At 61.1% G+C, this 16,465-nt stretch carries 17 protein-coding genes and 1 pseudogene; 9 read left to right on the top strand and 9 right to left on the bottom strand.

Translation table 11 applies throughout. The features are described 5' to 3' along the window. Positions 1-90: 90 nt before the first annotated feature. Both ACMFWR_RS29705 and ACMFWR_RS29700 read left to right on the top strand, forming a co-directional pair. Positions 91-1,002: a LysR substrate-binding domain-containing protein gene (locus tag ACMFWR_RS29705; protein WP_413195957.1), complete on the top strand. Its 912-nt coding sequence runs from the start codon at positions 91-93 to the stop codon at positions 1,000-1,002. A gap of 227 nt (positions 1,003-1,229) precedes the next feature. Continuing rightward, complete coding sequence (locus ACMFWR_RS29700; protein WP_413195956.1) at positions 1,230-2,411, top strand: MFS transporter; 1,182 nt, start codon at positions 1,230-1,232, stop codon at positions 2,409-2,411. 115 nt (positions 2,412-2,526) lie between these two features. On the opposite strand, the gene ACMFWR_RS29695 is transcribed toward ACMFWR_RS29700, so the two are convergent. The 3 genes from ACMFWR_RS29695 to ACMFWR_RS29685 all read right to left on the bottom strand — a co-directional run bounded on the left by ACMFWR_RS29695 (position 2,527) and on the right by ACMFWR_RS29685 (position 4,869). Beyond that, positions 2,527-3,336 carry an HpcH/HpaI aldolase family protein gene (locus tag ACMFWR_RS29695; protein WP_413195955.1) on the bottom strand — a complete coding sequence of 270 codons (810 nt, stop codon included), beginning with the start codon at positions 3,334-3,336 and terminating at the stop codon, positions 2,527-2,529. A gap of 268 nt (positions 3,337-3,604) precedes the next feature. Next, the gene (locus ACMFWR_RS29690; RefSeq protein ID WP_413195954.1) at positions 3,605-4,114 is read right to left on the bottom strand and encodes a winged helix-turn-helix transcriptional regulator; all 510 of its coding nucleotides are present in this window, start codon (positions 4,112-4,114) and stop codon (positions 3,605-3,607) included. 197 nt (positions 4,115-4,311) lie between these two features. Next, positions 4,312-4,869 (bottom strand): TetR/AcrR family transcriptional regulator, encoded by a 558-nt coding sequence (locus tag ACMFWR_RS29685; protein ID WP_413195953.1) that lies wholly within the window; start codon positions 4,867-4,869, stop codon positions 4,312-4,314. 195 nt (positions 4,870-5,064) lie between these two features. Between ACMFWR_RS29685 and ACMFWR_RS29680 the strand changes: the two genes are divergently transcribed. Continuing rightward, the gene (locus ACMFWR_RS29680) at positions 5,065-5,652 is read left to right on the top strand and encodes a carboxymuconolactone decarboxylase family protein (RefSeq protein ID WP_413195952.1); all 588 of its coding nucleotides are present in this window, start codon (positions 5,065-5,067) and stop codon (positions 5,650-5,652) included. Positions 5,653-5,723: 71 nt separating this feature from the next. Here ACMFWR_RS29680 and ACMFWR_RS29675 read toward each other — a convergent pair whose 3' ends face one another. Beyond that, positions 5,724-6,095, bottom strand: a complete 372-nt coding sequence (locus ACMFWR_RS29675) for a DUF6697 family protein (protein ID WP_413195951.1) — start codon at positions 6,093-6,095, stop codon at positions 5,724-5,726. A gap of 408 nt (positions 6,096-6,503) precedes the next feature. On the opposite strand from ACMFWR_RS29675, the gene ACMFWR_RS29670 reads away from it, so the two are divergent. Both ACMFWR_RS29670 and ACMFWR_RS29665 read left to right on the top strand, forming a co-directional pair. Beyond that, positions 6,504-6,929, top strand: coding sequence for an HIT family protein (locus tag ACMFWR_RS29670; RefSeq protein WP_413195950.1), 426 nt, complete (start codon positions 6,504-6,506; stop codon positions 6,927-6,929). Between the two features lie 16 nt (positions 6,930-6,945). Continuing rightward, a pseudogene (locus ACMFWR_RS29665) lies at positions 6,946-7,086 on the top strand (GNAT family N-acetyltransferase); the annotation flags it as partial. Here ACMFWR_RS29665 and denD read toward each other — a convergent pair. Continuing rightward, positions 7,067-8,062 carry a D-erythronate dehydrogenase gene (denD, locus tag ACMFWR_RS29660; RefSeq protein ID WP_413195949.1) on the bottom strand — a complete coding sequence of 332 codons (996 nt, stop codon included), beginning with the start codon at positions 8,060-8,062 and terminating at the stop codon, positions 7,067-7,069. The pseudogene ACMFWR_RS29665 and the gene denD sit on opposite strands and share 20 nt — an antisense overlap. Positions 8,063-8,335: 273 nt before the next feature. Here denD and otnK point away from each other — a divergent pair, with 273 nt between their 5' ends. The 4 genes from otnK (at position 8,336) to ACMFWR_RS29640 (ending at position 11,996) form a co-directional block, all read left to right on the top strand. Next, a complete protein-coding gene (gene otnK / locus ACMFWR_RS29655) occupies positions 8,336-9,628 on the top strand; it encodes a 3-oxo-tetronate kinase (protein WP_413195948.1) in 1,293 nt (430 codons plus the stop codon). 2 nt (positions 9,629-9,630) lie between these two features. Then, positions 9,631-10,284, top strand: coding sequence for an aldolase (locus ACMFWR_RS29650; RefSeq protein WP_413195947.1), 654 nt, complete (start codon positions 9,631-9,633; stop codon positions 10,282-10,284). Positions 10,285-10,360: 76 nt separating this feature from the next. Continuing rightward, complete coding sequence (gene otnI / locus ACMFWR_RS29645; protein ID WP_413195946.1) at positions 10,361-11,149, top strand: 2-oxo-tetronate isomerase; 789 nt, start codon at positions 10,361-10,363, stop codon at positions 11,147-11,149. Between the two features lie 16 nt (positions 11,150-11,165). Continuing rightward, positions 11,166-11,996, top strand: a complete 831-nt coding sequence (locus tag ACMFWR_RS29640; RefSeq protein WP_413195945.1) for a Crp/Fnr family transcriptional regulator — start codon at positions 11,166-11,168, stop codon at positions 11,994-11,996. Positions 11,997-12,011: 15 nt separating this feature from the next. Here ACMFWR_RS29640 and ACMFWR_RS29635 read toward each other — a convergent pair whose 3' ends face one another. From ACMFWR_RS29635 to ACMFWR_RS29620, 4 genes are all read right to left on the bottom strand, one after another. Next, positions 12,012-12,680, bottom strand: coding sequence for an aspartate/glutamate racemase family protein (locus ACMFWR_RS29635; protein WP_413195944.1), 669 nt, complete (start codon positions 12,678-12,680; stop codon positions 12,012-12,014). Between the two features lie 103 nt (positions 12,681-12,783). After that, positions 12,784-14,310, bottom strand: a complete 1,527-nt coding sequence (locus tag ACMFWR_RS29630; RefSeq protein ID WP_413195943.1) for a sugar ABC transporter ATP-binding protein — start codon at positions 14,308-14,310, stop codon at positions 12,784-12,786. A gap of 12 nt (positions 14,311-14,322) precedes the next feature. After that, complete coding sequence (locus ACMFWR_RS29625) at positions 14,323-15,213, bottom strand: sugar-binding protein (protein ID WP_413197385.1); 891 nt, start codon at positions 15,211-15,213, stop codon at positions 14,323-14,325. A 174-nt stretch (positions 15,214-15,387) separates the two neighbouring features. Continuing rightward, on the bottom strand, positions 15,388-16,389 hold the full coding sequence (locus ACMFWR_RS29620; protein WP_413195942.1) for an ABC transporter permease: 1,002 nt from the start codon (positions 16,387-16,389) through the stop codon (positions 15,388-15,390). Positions 16,390-16,465: the final 76 nt, after the last annotated feature.

Raw genomic sequence — 16,465 nt, 5'->3', positions numbered from 1 at the left:
GCCGCAATGTTGCGGCTCACTTCTGCCTCAACGCGCGCACGGCGAATCCATTAGAATCCACTCACTTTTGCCCGACATTGAGGTAGGTGAGTGGATCGACTCGAAGCCATGGCCATGCTGATCGCCGCGGTCGATGCGGGAAGCCTCTCTGCCGCGGCGCGGACCTTGCGCGTGCCTGTGCCGACGCTGACGCGCAAGGTCACCGACCTCGAGACGCAGCTCAACACGCAATTGCTGATGCGTACGACACGCAAGCTCACATTGACGGACGCGGGCGTGGCGTATGTCGAGAACGCGCGCCGCATCCTCAAGCTCGTTGACGAACAGGAACGCGAAGCGACCGGCGAATTCACGACGCCGCGCGGAGAACTCGTCGTCACCGCACCGGTGGCGCTCGGACGCCGCTACGTGATTCCCGTCATCGCCGACTTTCTGGCTGAGTTTCCGGATATCCGGGTCAAGCTAATACAGGCGGATCAGAATCTGGATCTCGTCGAATCCCAAATCGATCTTGCCGTACGAGTGGGAAAACTACCGGACAGCAGCATGATCGCGACACAAGTGGGATCGATGCGCACCGTCGTGTGTGCGAGCCCGCGTTACTTCGACACGCATGGTGTGCCGCAAACGCCCGACGATCTGACGCGCATGCCGTGCGTGACCTTCAGCGGTCCCATGCTGTCACCGAACTGGCGGTTTCATCTGCCCGGCTCGGACGTCTCGACAACGATCGCGGTGCCTTCACGGCTCGAAACGACAAGCCCGGAAGCGGCCGCACAAGGCGCGATTGACGGCGTCGGCCTGACCCGCCTGCTCCACTATCACATCGTCGATGCGCTGGACGCCGGGACATTGCGCCTCGCGCTCGAGGCCTTCGAGATCGAGCGGGTTCCCGTACACCTCGTACACGCTTCGCGTAGCCAGATGGCGCTCAAGCTGCGCCGTTTTCTCGACTTTGCGATTCCGCGCTTCAGAAAGGATCTCGCACGATTCGGCGCGTGATCCCACTCCGCGCCTGAACACACTCCGCGCATCCTGGCCGCATTCCACCTGGTACACGACACGACCCCACGCCGACAAAGATAAATAGCCGGTGCAAGGCGTACGCCGCGACCTGTCCACTTCCTCAAAATCCGAGTAGCAGATGCTCAGCCGTTTCGTTGCGCCACCCGGTTCGGCTCACTATAGTTGCATCACGCAACTTAAACCATCCTCCTCCGAGGTTAGTCATGGACCGACGTCTACTCATCCTTGCATTGGGCATGTTCGCCAATGGCACCGACAGCTTCGTCTTTGCCGGCATCCTTCCCCATATCGCACAGCAGTTTCACGTCAGCATCGGCGCGGCAGGCCAGCTGACCACGGTGTATTCGATCACCTTTGCGCTTCTGGCGCCGACGATCGCGGCCGTTGCCGCGCACGTCCCTCGCAAGTACCTGATGATCGGCGGGCTCAGCCTGTTTGTCGTTTCGAACCTGGCGACGATCCTGTCGCCCACACTCGGCTTTGCGCTCGTCACGCGCGCGTTTGCCGGCCTTGGTTCGGCCATGTTCTCGCCAACCGCAAGCGGCACGGCCACGCTGCTCGTGCCGCCCGAACGCCGCGGCTTTGCATTGTCCGTCGTCGTCGCCGGCCTGACGACGGCCACAGCGCTCGGCACGCCACTGGGCGCGGTCATCGGCGGTCTTGCCAGCTGGCACTGGACGCTGATCTTTGTCGCCGCACTCGGTGGCGCCGCCGCCGTCGGTGTCTGGGCACTGCTGCCTGACGTCGGCCTGCCGCCTGCCATTTCGCTGGCTCATCGCCTCGCCCCGCTGACCGATCATCGCGTAGGCCTTACGCTGCTCGCGACGCTGCTTGCGCAAGTCGGCACGTTCATCATGTACAACTACTTCTCCGTCGTGTTCGACCGCGCCATTGGCAATAGCGCGACCGTGCTCGGCGCGCTGCTCGTGCTGTGGGGGCTGGCGGGGACGGTGTCGAACATCCTGACGGGCCGCATTCTCGACCGGATCGGCGCACGCAAGGTTGTGATCGCCATGATGTTCGCGGTATCGATCCTGATTCTCGTCATGCCGCTCGCCGGCGCGCACCTCTGGAGCGCCGCTCTCGTGATCACGCTCTGGGGCGCCTGCTGCTGGGGCGTACTCGTTCCGCAGCAATTCCGCCTCGTGTCGCTCTCACCAGCTATTGCACCGGTCCTGGTCGGCCTGAACAGTTCGGCGACGTTCGTCGGCGTATCGATCGCGGGTGTCGTCGGCGCCGCAGCGATTCCCCTGATCGGCAGCCATAGCCTCGGCTACCTCGCAAGCGGCATCGTCGCCATGGCGATCGTCGTGTCGGAGATGGCCACACGCGCCATTCGCAACAAGCAGCAAGCCAAAGCGGCGCACGCGCATCAAGCTGCCTGAGACTCATCCCTCGCTGCTACAGCACCCTGTTGAAGCCGATCCCAAGGGTTGGACAAAGGTCCGATCCCTGGGATTTGTCACGTCGGGCTTTCGCCCTGCCTTAGCTCCAGCTCGCTCAGCCTGGCTGCTGCACCTCTGCACGCAGTTGCGCAACGCTGGCCATGAACAGGCGCACGGAAGCCTGGATGTACATGGGATCGAACCCCAGGAAAAGATCGTCGGCGCCGAGACGCAACGCTTCCACTGCCTGCTCGGGCGTGACCGCGAACGAGACCTGCCGCATACCCCGGGCCTTGATCTTCTTCATGACTTCCACGACGGTGTCGCGAACCTCCGGATGTCCGGGTCCGTCCGCAAAACCCATATTGACCGCAAGATCGAATGGCGCTGCGATCGCTCCCGCGAGACCATCGATCGCAAGAATCTCATCGAGATCGCGCACGGCGCCCGGATGTTCGATCAGCGCAACGACCCCCGTCTCCGCATTGGCGCGTTTCCCGTAGTCGAGCATGTTCGTACCCCACTGATACTGCGTGCGAAAAGGGCCATAGCCACGCACGCCGCGAGGCGGATACTTTGCATACGAGACGGCAAGTTCTGCCTCTTTCGCGCTCGTGATCATGGGCACGATGATGTTCTTCGCCCCGGCGTCGAGTGCCAGCTTGAATTGCGCGGCGTCGTTGTGCGTAATGCGTATCCATGCCTCGGCCCTCGTGCCGATCGTCGCCGTCACCATGCGATAGGCGGTTTCGATCGAAATCGGACCGTGCTCCATATCGATCACAATGTAGTCCATTCCCGCATGCGCAAACATCTGCACGAGTTCTGGCGATGGAGATGTGATGCCGATACCGATGCGAACCCCTTCGGGCTTTTGCAGCGTGTCGTGCAGGTAGGCGGCGGGATTCGTAGGGCTGTGTAGCATGGCAGGGTTCCTGGGGCATCGCGCTCGGAATCGGGCGCATTGATTGCGGACATTGAAGGCTTTGTACAAGCCCTCTCCGACGCATGGGTGCGTCGAGCCATCCTCTATTTCGACGAGGTCGGAACCAAAGTTACACCGCAAATATGATCTTTCGCCTGGCGAGCAGCAAGGTGGATCGCTGGGAGTACGAGCAGCGCGGGAACCGCCTGCGGGGTCGGGTACGGGTACGGGTCGATGCTTCCGGCATGCTCGCGTTTGCTGATAGCGGTCAGCGCGAGTTCCCGAGCACGCGCTCGTTGCGATTGTCGATGACCTTGTGCGTATTGGACGTCGCACCCGGCCCGGGCGCAAAACGGACATCCTTGAACGATAGCGGCCGGCCGCCCTTTTCGCGAACTGCGACGGGTTCGATCGTGCCGCCGTTTTTCGCCGTCACGAGCTTCGTCGGCGGCTTGCCATTCGGCGCGAGCCACTTGTCGCCCCATTGCATGAGCGCCACGAGCACCGGATATAACTCCTCGCCCTTCGGCGTCAGGCGATATCCGTCGGTATTCGCGCGCTCCTCAAGTGGAAAGCGCTCCATGATCCCGAGTTCGATCAGGCGCTCCAGCCGCGTCGTCAGAATATTGCGCGCGATACCCAGCTCGCTCTGGAATTCGTCGAAGCGCTGGGTACCTTGCGTGCACTCGCGCACGATCAACAAAGTCCACCATTCGCCGACCTGGTCAAGCGCACGAGCGATGGAACAATTCATGTTCGCGAATTCTTTGCGGCGCATGGCGGTACTCCCTGTTGAACATGACGCGTGACGGTCTGCCGGACTTTGACCTCCCTTCGACTATACGCCCGTACGTTGCATCATGCTACTTACGGCCGAAAAGCGCGGGCGGTCGCTTAAGGAAGCACGCGCCCAAAAAACCCCTCGAAATCGAGTTACATCTCCTCAGAATTTGAGTAACTCGCCGCGGAACGCGTTTATTCCCCCGAAAGCGCCACAAGCGCATCCATCGCGCGCTGGAACGACGCCGTTTCGCCGGTTGCCGCCTGCATGACCAAAGACCCTTGCACCCACGCAATCCAGTCACGCGAAAAGTGATGCGCACGCTCGGCCGGCATTCCGCTTTCAAGCGCAAGGGATTCGATCGCGCCGATCCAGTGATCAAACGCAATGCGTAGCCCCTGCCGGACTTCAGCGCTCGCATTCGAGCTCGCGAGTTGCCCTAGCACGCACGCCGTGCGGCCTCCCGCGTACATCTGCTCGAGCGTCGCGACGACCTTGTGAAGACGGGCCTTGAGCGGAATGCCCAGTTTTGTCACCCCTGCGATATCGCTATCAATGACCGACGTGGCTCGTTCGAGCACCGCCTCGGCCATCTGCGTCTTGCCGTTCGGAAAGTGGTGATAAAGGCTTGATTTGCCCAGACCTGTCGCGCGCGACAGGTCCGAAAGCGAGGCGCCTTCGAATCCGTGGTCCCGGAACACGGTAAAAAGCCGATCGATGATTTCGTCCTTCGACGCTAAGGGTGCTGGCATGCGCTGCTCCGTACTGAACATTCGGTACACAAAGCGAAGCGTATGCCAGCGGAAGGCTTGAAACAAGCAGAAACTTTAGGTTGACATTGTGAAAGTCGACGCCTATTGTACCGATCGTTCGGTTCAGTTTAATGACGCGACGAACTCGCTCGGCAGACATGAATCGGTGCTTCGTCCCTTTTTCCGGAGACTTTCATGTCCACGCAAAACCTGTCGCAATCCGCTTCGACTCACGCTCAATCGCAATCCCAAGCACTGTTTGGCGCGCTGGATGAATCCACGGCGCCCGCGGAAGCGAAGCCGCTTCTCGACACGATGCGTTCTGTGTTTGGGTTCGTTCCGAATCTGGGTTACGCCATTGCCGCGGAACCTGCGGTGCTCGGCGCGTACTTGACCATGCTTCAATCGCTGGGATCGACGTCGCTGACGCCTGTGGAGCAACAGGTTGCTCTCGTCGCGGCAAGCCGCGCCAACTCCGCAGACTACGGGATTGCCGTACACGCAACGCTGGCTGAAAAGGTCGGCGCCCCGGCGGGCGTCGTCAGGGCGCTTCGACAAGGCACGCCGCTCGACGATGTCAAGCTCGAGGCAGTCCGGCGCTTTGCAACGGCGATCGCGAGTCAGCGGACGCAGCCGACCGCCGACGATATTGCTGCACTCAAGGCCGCCGGGTTCGATCGACGTGCGGCCGTGGCCATCGCATTGGCCTGCGCGGCGAAGACGCTCGTGAACACGGTCGCTCATCTCTCGCATGCGGAGATCGATGAAGCGTTCCGAGGTTAAGGGAACGCGTCGGCCTCACCGTGCGAGGCGTGCGACCGGCGCTGGCATCGAAGAACCCGACGGTCCCGATGTCAGCATCGCTTCATCTTCAGCACGCGCGACACCTGATTCGTCGTAAAGCTGCTGTTGCGCACATACGGCGCGTAGTCCATCGGTGCAGTCAACGATTCGCTGACGACATACAGCCCGACGTAGCGAAACGCATCGACCTCCATCTTCACGAACACCGGGATCGCCACACCCTGACCTGCGAGTGTGCGACCGGCGGCGCGCGCCGAAGCACTGCCGTCGCAGATGATCACATCCGGCGCGTTCGGGTTGAGATCGGTACGCAGGCACGCTGCGACGACACGTCCGTTCTTCGTCGGCAAAAACGCCTGCTTGCTGCCGCCACATGCGGTGTGAATAAATTCGCGTGAATAGTTCTTGTTGAGGTCAAACATGGAAAGGCTCCAAAAAATACGAGTTCATCGTCTGGACTTGCGCGACCACACAAGCCAACGGAGCGCACGAATACCCGCATCACCGCGATCGCGGCGAATCAAGCTGCAAGCAGCAAACGACATTGCGTGGAAAAGTGACTACGACGCGCACCGCTGACCTGCTGGCAAGACGGTGGCTTCAAGGAAGAGAGGCGCAGACGTCCTGCCCGTCAGGCAGCGGAACGACTGGGTGGGCGAAGGAATCGGATCGACATGTCACCAGCTCTCAATTGAATGGCAGTCACAGTGTAGTGACGGTGGCATAGACGCCGGGTAAAAGGATCAGGGACCGTCATAAACGAAACGTAGCGATGCTTGAGTGATAATGTGCGCGTTGCCCTTCCACATTCCCTCACGGAACGATCGAGCATGGCTACGGACTACGACCGCAACAACATCTTCGCCAAAATTCTGCGTGGGGAAGCGCCGTGCTTCAAGGTCTTCGAAGACGAGACGACGCTTGCATTCATGGACGTGATGCCGCAGTCCGAGGGGCACGTGCTTGTCGTCCCTAAAGAAGATGCCGCGCAAATCTTTGAATTGTCCGCCCCTGCGGCGCTCGCATGCATGCAGACCGTCCAGCGCCTTTCGCTCGCCGTGCGTGCTGCGTTGGAGCCAACCGGGCTGATCGTTGCGCAGTTCAATGGAAGCGATGCGGGGCAGACCGTGCCGCACGTACATTTCCATATCATTCCGCGCTGGAAGAGTGAGCCATTGCTTCCGCACGCGCGTGTGCCCGCGGACCCGGCCAAGCTCGAAGCGATCGCCAGAAAGATCCGGGCCCAACTTCAGTAGCTGGCGACTCTTTAAGCTCACGACCAATCAGCGATCGATGCGCGTGCTCGAGAAATGCGGCTTCGAATTTGAAGGCGTGCTGCGTGCCTATCGCATGGTGCGCGGCACGCCCGGCCACTTCAATATGTTCGCGTTGATCAACGGGCCGGCGTCGTAACGCGCGCGGCGGCTGGCAGCGACGCCAGATACGCCCGAACCACCTCTTCGAAGTTTCGATCGCCTTCCAGTCCGAGTTGCCGGCCGCGTGTCGGGTCGCATGCGCCCGGCCATGAACGGACCATACGCTCGATACGTGCGTCAGGCACCCAGTCAATCAAGGCGGCGACGTCAGCGCCGCAGACATGGGTCAACGCATCGACCATCTCCCGGATGCTGACCGACAGGCCCGGCAAATTGAGCACGGGCCAGTCTCCGAGCGCTTGCCGATCGAGTTCAACAACCCGAATCATCGATTCGACCGCCCGATCAGGCGACATGACCCACATCCGCGCATCCTCGCTGACCGGGCACACGGCACGCTCGCCGTTCAAAGGCTCGCGGATGATGCCACTGGCAAACGACGATGCCGCAGCATTCGGCCTTCCGGGACGAACCGTGATGGTCGGCAGTCGAACCGCACGGCCGTCGATAAAACCGCGCCGTGCCTGATCGACCAGCAGCAACTCTGCTGCAGCCTTCTGCGTGCCATATGAGGTTTGCGGATGCACCGCCGTATCGTCTTTCACCACGGCCGGCAGCGAACCGCCGTACACCGCGACCGAACTCGTGAAGAGCACACGGGGTCGGTGTGCGCGTTCGCGGCACACATCCAGCAAGATGCGCGACGCATCGAGGTTGATGCGCATGCCCAGATCGAAATCCGCTTCGGCCTGGCCACTCACGATGGCGGCCAAATGGAAGATCACCTGCGTTTCCGCGTCGATCGCGGCGTCGAGCACGGCCGGGTCGCCGATGTCCCCAGTGAGCGCTTGCACACGTGGATCGTCGAAACCCGTCGCTGAAACGATATCGAGCAGCGTGATCCGCGATATCTCGTGCGCACGGCCGTCGAACACGAACCGTCCGCGCTCGAGCAAGGCCCGTGCAAGTCGTTGCCCCAGAAACCCTGCTCCACCGGTGATCAGTATTTTCATTGGATGCTCCACGGTTGCCGACCGAGTCAACACAAGATAAGATTATCATACAACTTTACCAAGCCAGAACATGTCGCAACGCTTGGTAGCAAGACCGGGTCAGCGACCGTCGTTTCGTCGCCGGACCCATGAATCGCTCAGGGATAGTGCGCCGGGGTTGGCCTGACCGCCTCAAACCAGCTCAAACCGGCGCACTCAGTTACGGAAAAAAGACGTCCTCGCGCAGCCGTGCTGCGCGACAAGACGCTGTTGCCTAACAACACCGACGCTCAGATGACGACTTCTTCACCTGCTTTGCTCGGCTGTATCGCCGACGACTTCACCGGTGCAACAGACCTCGCGAACATGCTCGTGCGGGGCGGCATGCGCACGATTCAGACGATCGGGGTGCCGAACGCGCCGCTCGACGAGCCGGCGGAGGCCATCGTCGTCGCCCTGAAGTCGCGCACGGCACCCCGCGAAGATGCGATCAGCGAGTCGCTCGCAGCGCTGGCCTGGCTACGCGAACGCGGCTGCCGGCAGTTTTATCTCAAGTATTGTTCGACGTTCGATTCAACGGCGAAAGGCAACATCGGCCCTGTCGCCGATGCGTTGATGGAAGCACTCGATGTGTCGTTCGCCATCGCGTGTCCGGCGTTTCCGGAGGCCGGACGCACCGTGTATCGCGGGCATCTGTTTGTCGGTGATGTGCTGCTCAACGAGTCCGGCATGCAGAACCATCCGCTCACACCGATGACGGATGCCAACCTCGTGCGTGTGCTTCAGCAGCAAACGCGCCAGCGTGTCGGGCTGCTGCGGTATGACAGCGTCCAGCGCGGCGTAGAGGCCATTCACGAGGCACGCTTCGCGCTGGCCGCGCAAGACATCGGACTTGCCATCGCCGACGCCATTTCCGACGACGATCTTTACCGCCTCGGCGCCGCCTGCGCGAACGATGTGCTCCTGACCGGCGGATCGGGACTCGCGCTTGGACTGCCGCGCAATTTCGCTAATGCGGGTCTGTTGCCCGAAGCGGCAAGCGCCGCACAGCTACCGGCCATCGAAGGCCCTGCCGCGGTGTTGTCGGGCAGTTGTTCGCGTGCGACCAACGGACAAGTCGCGCATTGGCGCGAGCAAGGCCGCCCCGCATTCCGGATCGATCCGCTCGCCCTGGCGGCGAATCGCCCCGTCGTAGCCGAAGCGCTCGAATTCGCGCGCGCCCGCATCGAACACGAACCTGTACTGCTCTACGCGACGAGCGAGCCCGACGATGTCGCGGCAGTGCAGCAGGCGCTCGGTGCCGCGCAATCAGGTGCGCTTGTGGAGAACGCGATGGCCACGATCGCCCGGCAGCTGCGCGACGACGGCATGCGGCGTTTCGTCGTGGCAGGCGGAGAGACTTCCGGCGCCGTCGTCAAAGCACTCGGCGTCACGTCATTGCGCATCGGCCCGCAGATCGATCCCGGCGTTCCATGGACGGCGTCGCTTGGCACGCCCGCTCTCGCCCTTGCACTTAAATCCGGCAACTTCGGCACGCCGGATTTCTTTAGCAAGGCTTTGACGCAATGCGAGGCTGTGGCGCGATGAACATGTCCAGCTCCCAGCAAGCCACCGAGAACGCACTGCGCGAAGAGATCGTGCGTATTGGCGCCGATCTCTATCAGCGCCGCTATACCGTGGGTTCATCGGGCAATATCAGCGCACGGCTTGTCGACGGCTGGCTGATCACGCCGACCGATGCTTGCCTCGGCCATCTCGACCCCGCGACGATCTCAAAGGTCGACCCGTCCGGAAACTGGCTCAGCGGCGACAAGCCCTCGAAGACGCTGCAATTGCACCGCGCGATCTACGACAACAATAGTGAAATGCATGCGGTCGTCCATACGCATTCGACGCACCTGGTCGCACTGACGCTCGACGGCGTCTGGCACAACGACGACGTGCTGCCGCCGATTACGCCCTACTACGTCATGAAAGTCGGCCACGTGCCCTTGATGCCCTACCACCGCCCCGGCGACCCGGCCGTCGCCGAACGCCTGCGCGAACTGGCTACGCGTACACGCGCCGTGCTGCTCGAAAGGCTTGGCCCTGTCGTATGGGGTGCGACGGTATCCCAAGCCGCCTGGGCGCTCGAAGAACTCGAAGAAACGGCAAGGCTCTGGCTGATGACGAATCCCAAACCGGCGCCACTCGACGAGCGGCATATCGAAGAGCTGCGCACGGTATTCGGCGCGAAATGGTAAGCGACACAGACTTCACGCGACGCTAAGCAACTTGACGCAGAGCACCCCCGTCAAAACCCAACACATTCTTTAAGCCATGCCCAGATTCGCAGCGAACCTTTCGATGATGTATCAGGAGCACCCGTTTCTCGAACGCTTCGGCGCCGCGGCACACGACGGCTTCAGCGGTGTCGAGTATCTGTTTCCCTATGCTTTCGAGGCCCGCGACATCGCGAGCCGCCTGCACGAACACGGACTGACTCAGGCGCTGTTCAACGCCCCGCCCGGTGACTGGGACAAGGGCGAACGCGGTATTGCCGCTTTGCCCGGACGTGACGACGAATTCAAGCGCGGCATCGCCACCGCACTCGACTACGCCGAGGCGCTCGGCAACACGCATATTCACGTGATGGCGGGTGTCGTCGGCCCGCACGACGATCGCGCCCGCATGCGTGCGACCTATATCGAGAACCTCGCCTATGCCGCCAAGGAAGCCGCCGCGCGCGGACGAACGATCCTCATCGAGCCGATCAACACACGCAATATGCCGGGCTATTTCCTGAATCGGCAGGACGATGCCCACCAGATCCGGACCGAAATCGGCGCGCCGAATCTCAAGGTGCAGTTCGACCTGTATCACGCTCAGATCGTGGAAGGTGACCTCGCGGTCAAGCTCCGCTCGACCATCGCGAATGTCGGGCATATCCAGATCGCGGGTGTCCCGGATCGCCACGAACCGGATGAAGGCGAAGTGAATTACCCGTACCTGTTGAAGCTGATCGACGAGCTCGGCTACGCAGGATGGGTCGGATGCGAGTACGTACCGCGCGGACGCACGTCCGACGGTTTGTCGTGGTTCAAACGCTGGAATGCAGAACACGCATGAAGGAAGGAGACGCGCAATGTGGTTCGCCGGACAGATCGAACTGATCCCGCTCATCGAGCGCAATGGCCTCCATGAGGCGCTTCCCGCATTTAACGATCAGAGAGCAATACGCAAGCATTCGACCCTCTATACGCCGGACGACGACAGTGACTTCGTCTGTCTGCTCAAGTCGGGCAGCGTGCGCCTCTATCGGCTCACTGAAGACGGGCAGGAGGTCACGTTGTCGTTTATCAAGCCGGGCATGATTTTCGGCGACGGTGATGCGCTCAACGAGGCCAAGTACACGCATTTCGCGCAGACCCTTGCGTCGAGCGTGGTGTGCTACGTCCGGCGAGCGGTTTTCCGCGACCTGGTGGCCAGGTACGACGTGATCTGCGACTTTGTGTCATCGAGTCAGTATCGCCGCTGGAAGGAATCGCAGCAGCTGATCGAAAATCTGTCGCTGCATGACGTACGGAAACGCCTGACGAACGTCTTCGTCATGCTCGCCGGCCAGATCGGACGCCAGTTCACTCACGATGGCAATAGCCACGCGATTCTGATCGATCTTTCGATTCCGCAGGACAAGATCGCCGAATTCATCGGCACGTCGCGCGAGTCGGTAAACCGGCACTTTAACGATCTGCGGGCCGAAGGCCTGGTCGATCTGCATCAACGCAAGGTCGTGCTGACCGCGTCGTTTGTCCGGCGCTATATGCCGGCGTATGCCGCGCCACAGGAACTCGACGATCTTTCGTACGATGCGCGCAAGGCACGGCTGAGCGAAGGCGAGGCCCACCGCTTCGGCAGCCCTCCCCATGCGGCCGGCAGCACCGGGCTGCGCGCGAGCAGCGCGGTGACCCGGTGACGATCCGGCTTGCACTCACTTCGTCGCGAACGAGGCTTCGAGTTCGCGCTTGACCGCTTCGACTCCGCTGCGCGGGCTCGACAGCACCGGCACGCGCGTCTTGCCCAGCAGCGGCACGAGGCGCGCCATCGACACTTGAGCGAGCACGACGACGTCGACTTCGTTCATGAGGTCGGTGATCGTGCGCGTCAGGATGTCGTCATGCTTTTGCGCATCACCCGCAAGCAATGCATCGAACGCGCCGTCGGCGATACGCTCGACGACGGTGATCGAGCGTGCGTGCTCGGCAGCTTTCTTCTGAATCAGGCGCGTAGTGGGTTCAAGCGTCGTCTTGACGGTCGCGACCACGCCGATACGTTTCCCGATGCGGCTCGCCTCTTCGGCCATCGACTCGTCGACCTTGACGATTGGCGTGCGGATCAGGTTGCGCAGCAGGTCCGTCGCTTCGCCGACCGACGAACACGCGTTAAGAATAATGTCTGCGCCCATCGCCTGCGCGTTGGACATATACGAATACAGGCGTCCCGTGACTTCGCTCGTCAGGTGCCCCGCAGTGCGAACGTCGTTCAGCAAGCTGTCGTCGACGATATTGATCACACGCGCATCGGGCAGGTGCTCCTTGAACTGGTCCTTAAGCGGCTGCACGGTCACGGGGCCGGTGTGCACAACAACAATGGTGGTCATACGCTTTAAAACTCCCGGTAAAAAAGCCGTTCGACACGTTGCGACCGGCCAACTTTCGACGTCGACGCGCGACGGATGTCAACGCGCCGCGTGGCAAGATCATTCAGGCCGTCGCCGCCGCCATCACCCGTTCCTGCGTCGCTTCGTCCCGGCGCATCTCGCCACTGATCGCGCCTTCGCGCACGACCAGGATGCGGTCGCTGATCGCGAGCACTTCAAGCAAATCGGAAGAAATCACGATCACACCGATGCCCTGCGCCGCCAGCCTTGCCAGCAAGGCATGGACCTCGGCCTTGGCGCCGATATCGATGCCACGCGTGGGCTCGTCGACGATCAACACTTTCGGGTGGCGCGCGACCCATTTGGCGATCACCACTTTCTGCTGGTTGCCGCCGCTTAAATTGATCACCTTCTGCTCGAGCGAAGGCGTTTTAACGCCCAGCGTTTTCACGTACTCGCGGCAACGTTCCTGCTCGCTCGATCGATTCACGAACTGAAACGGCGAATACGCCTCGAGATGCGTGAGGCTGAAGTTTTCGCGCACGCTCATTTCGAGCACGAGACCCTGGCTCTTACGATCTTCAGTCACAAACCCGAGACCGCGCGAAATCGCGTCGTGAGGATTGCGGATATTGACGCGTTCGCCCTCAACGAAAATCTCACCCGTGTGCGCACGCATGCCGAAGATCATTTCGACAATCTCGGTGCGCCCTGAACCCACCAGGCCCGCGATACCGAGCACTTCACCGCGATGCAGTTTGAAGCCAACGTCATGAACGCGCGCTCGCTCGCCCTTGCCGACACGCATCGTCAGGTTGCGCACTTCGAGCACCACGTCCTCGCTCGCGTGCGAGACGGGCTGCGCATAAAGCTCATTGACGTCGCGATCGACCATCGCGCGCACGAGCTTGTCGCGCGTCAGTTCAGCAATGGGATAAACACCCACCGTCGAGCCATCACGAAGAATTGCAACGCGATCGGCCAGCTCGAAAATCTCTTCGAGGCGGTGCGAAATATAGACAACCCCGATATGACGTTCGCGCAAGTGCCTGATCATGTCGAGCAGGATCTGCGTCTCCTGATGACTCAGGGAAGCAGTCGGCTCATCCATGATGAGGATCTTCGACTCATACGAGATCGCCTTGGCGATCTCGATCATCTGCTTCTGGCCGACGCTCAGCTCGCTCACACGCTCGGCAGGATCAATCGATCCCATGCCTAAAGACTCAAGAACTTCCTTGGCCTCGTCGTGCATGCGTCGCTGATCGAGCAAGCCGAACCGTCCGATCGGTTCTCGGGCCAGAAAAATATTCTCTGCGACCGTAAGGTTGTCGACGACCGACAACTCCTGATAAATGATGCCGATGCCGAGATCACGTGCGTGATTGTTGCTGCGCAGTTCGACCACCGCGCCTTCGATCGAGATGCTGCCGCCCTCGTCGTGGCCCAGCACACCGGTCAGGATCTTCATCAAGGTGCTCTTGCCAGCGCCATTCTCGCCGGCAAGAGCAAGCACCTCTCCGCGGAAGACTTCGAAATCCACTTGCTTGAGCGCCTTCACTCCAGGAAACGTCTTGGAGATATTGCGCATCTCGAGAAACGGCTTTCGCGTCTCCACGTCCGTGTGCATAGGAGCCTCGATTTACTTCGTGTAGCTGCCGATATTGTCCTTCGTGACGACCGTCACGCCGGTGTCGATATCCTTGCCTTGTGTCTCGGTGCCTTGAATTTGCGCAACAAGATGTTCAACCGACAGGCGACCCATCGTCACCGGACGCTGGACAATGATGCCCTCGATCGTGCCGTCCTTGACGCCCTTGATCGTGTCGGGCAGATCGTCAAACGCGAACACGGCGAGCTTGCCCTTCATGCCGCCGAACTCTTTCGTATCGAGTACCTTCGACACGGCCGGGCCGCCCACCTGACTGACGCCGAAAATGCCCTTGAGTTGGGGATGTGCGCGCAACGTCGTTTCCACAACGGAGACACCGCGCGCGAGGTCGTCATCCGTGCCTTGCGTTTCGACGATCTTGATATCCGGATATTTCGCGAGGCCCTTCTTGACGCCGGCGATCCGCTCGTTGAGGTTCACTGCGCCAAGCTGCCCGGTCACAATCGCGACGTCGCCCTTGCCGCCAATCGCCTTGGCCATCGATTCGGCCATCGTTTCGCCGGCCGCTTCGTTGCTGGTGCCGATGTACATCGAGCGTCCGCTCTTGGGCGAATCGGAGTCAAATGTCAGCACCTTGATGCCCGCCTGTTCCGCACGCTTCATCACGCTTTCGACCGACTTCGGCTCGTTGACCGAAATCGCAATGCCGTCGACGTGCTTCGACATCAGATCCTCGATGATCTGCACCTGCGTCGCGCCCTGCGTATTCTGCGGAACCACCCATTGATAGTTCACGCCGGCCTTTTGCGCGGCGTCTTTCGCACCCGTGTTGCAGTCGTCAAAGAACGGCACCGCGACCTTCGGCACGACGGCAACCGAAATGTCCTTGGCATCTTTGGCTTGTGCGCCGATCGCGCCCATCGCCAGCGTCGATAGCACCGCGGCGGCGAGCAGTCGATTCAATGTGTTCATGTTGTCTCCAATTATCGTTGTGAGCTGAGGGTTCAAACATCGGAAATGCGAAGACACTGCGAGAGGCATTCCGTGCGTTCGCAAAGGCGCACGGTCCCGGTGAGAAAGAAGCGCCGTACGCGCTTAGCGACCCTTGCGGCGGATGCGCCAGATATCGATGCTGACTGCGATCAGGATCACGCAGCCCGTAATCGCCTGTTGCGCATAGGTGTTGATATTGAGCAGCACGACACCGTTGGAGATGATCCCCGCGAGCGCGGCGCCGATGATGGCGCCTTCGATACTGCCCGCGCCGCCCGACAGGCTTGCTCCGCCGATCGCGGCCGCCGCAATGACGTCGAGTTCGGCGCCGAACCCCGATGCGGGCTCGGCTGATACGAAGCGGGAAAAACTGATCACGCCGGCCAGCGATGCAATCAGGCCCGACACCACGTACACAGCGAATTTCACGCGATGCGTGCGCACACCGCTGAGGCGCGCGGCCACTTCATTGCCACCCGTCGCATAGACGTGACGACCGAAACGCGTGCGGCGCATGACGATCGCAAAGATGATCGTCAGCACGATCATGACGACCACCGGAAACGGCACCAGACCGATATAGCCCTGACCGATATACGCGAAGCTATCGGGAATGTCGGGCGTGACCGGCACGCCCTTGGTGATGATGTACATCAGCCCGCGTCCGATACTCAGCGTGCCCAGCGTCGCGATAAACGGCGGCAGGCCGATCAACGTGATCAGCAGCCCGTTAAAGCTGCCGACGATCAGACCGACCGCGAGACCACACAGCACCGCGACAATGGGGCCATAGCCGGCTTGAAACGCGAGCGCCGTCATCAGCGACGACAAGCCCATGACCGATCCGACGGAGAGATCGATGCCCGCCGTGATGATCACGAGCATCATGCCGATCGCCATGATCGCGACGAGCGAAAACGAACGGAACACACCCATGAGGTTGTCCGTCGTCAGAAAGTACGGCGAGAAAAAACTGATGACGATGCCGACGAGGATCAGCACCGACAGAATGTTGAGCTCGCGAATCTTGAGCAAGGATTTCACGCTCGCAGCCACCGAACCGGGTGCGCCGTCAGGACTTTTCTTGGAAGAAAGGGCACTCAACAGATGTCTCCTGCTCGATATCGGCTCGTTGTCCGCCGGCTGTTTTGCGCACTCAGTCGTGCGTTGCAAAGCGCAT

The sequence above is a fragment of the Pararobbsia alpina genome, from assembly GCF_965118125.1.
GTDB lineage: Bacteria > Pseudomonadota > Gammaproteobacteria > Burkholderiales > Burkholderiaceae > Pararobbsia > Pararobbsia alpina_A.
Note: the sequence above shows the minus strand (reverse complement) of the source record. Positions and strands in the feature narration are given on the sequence as shown.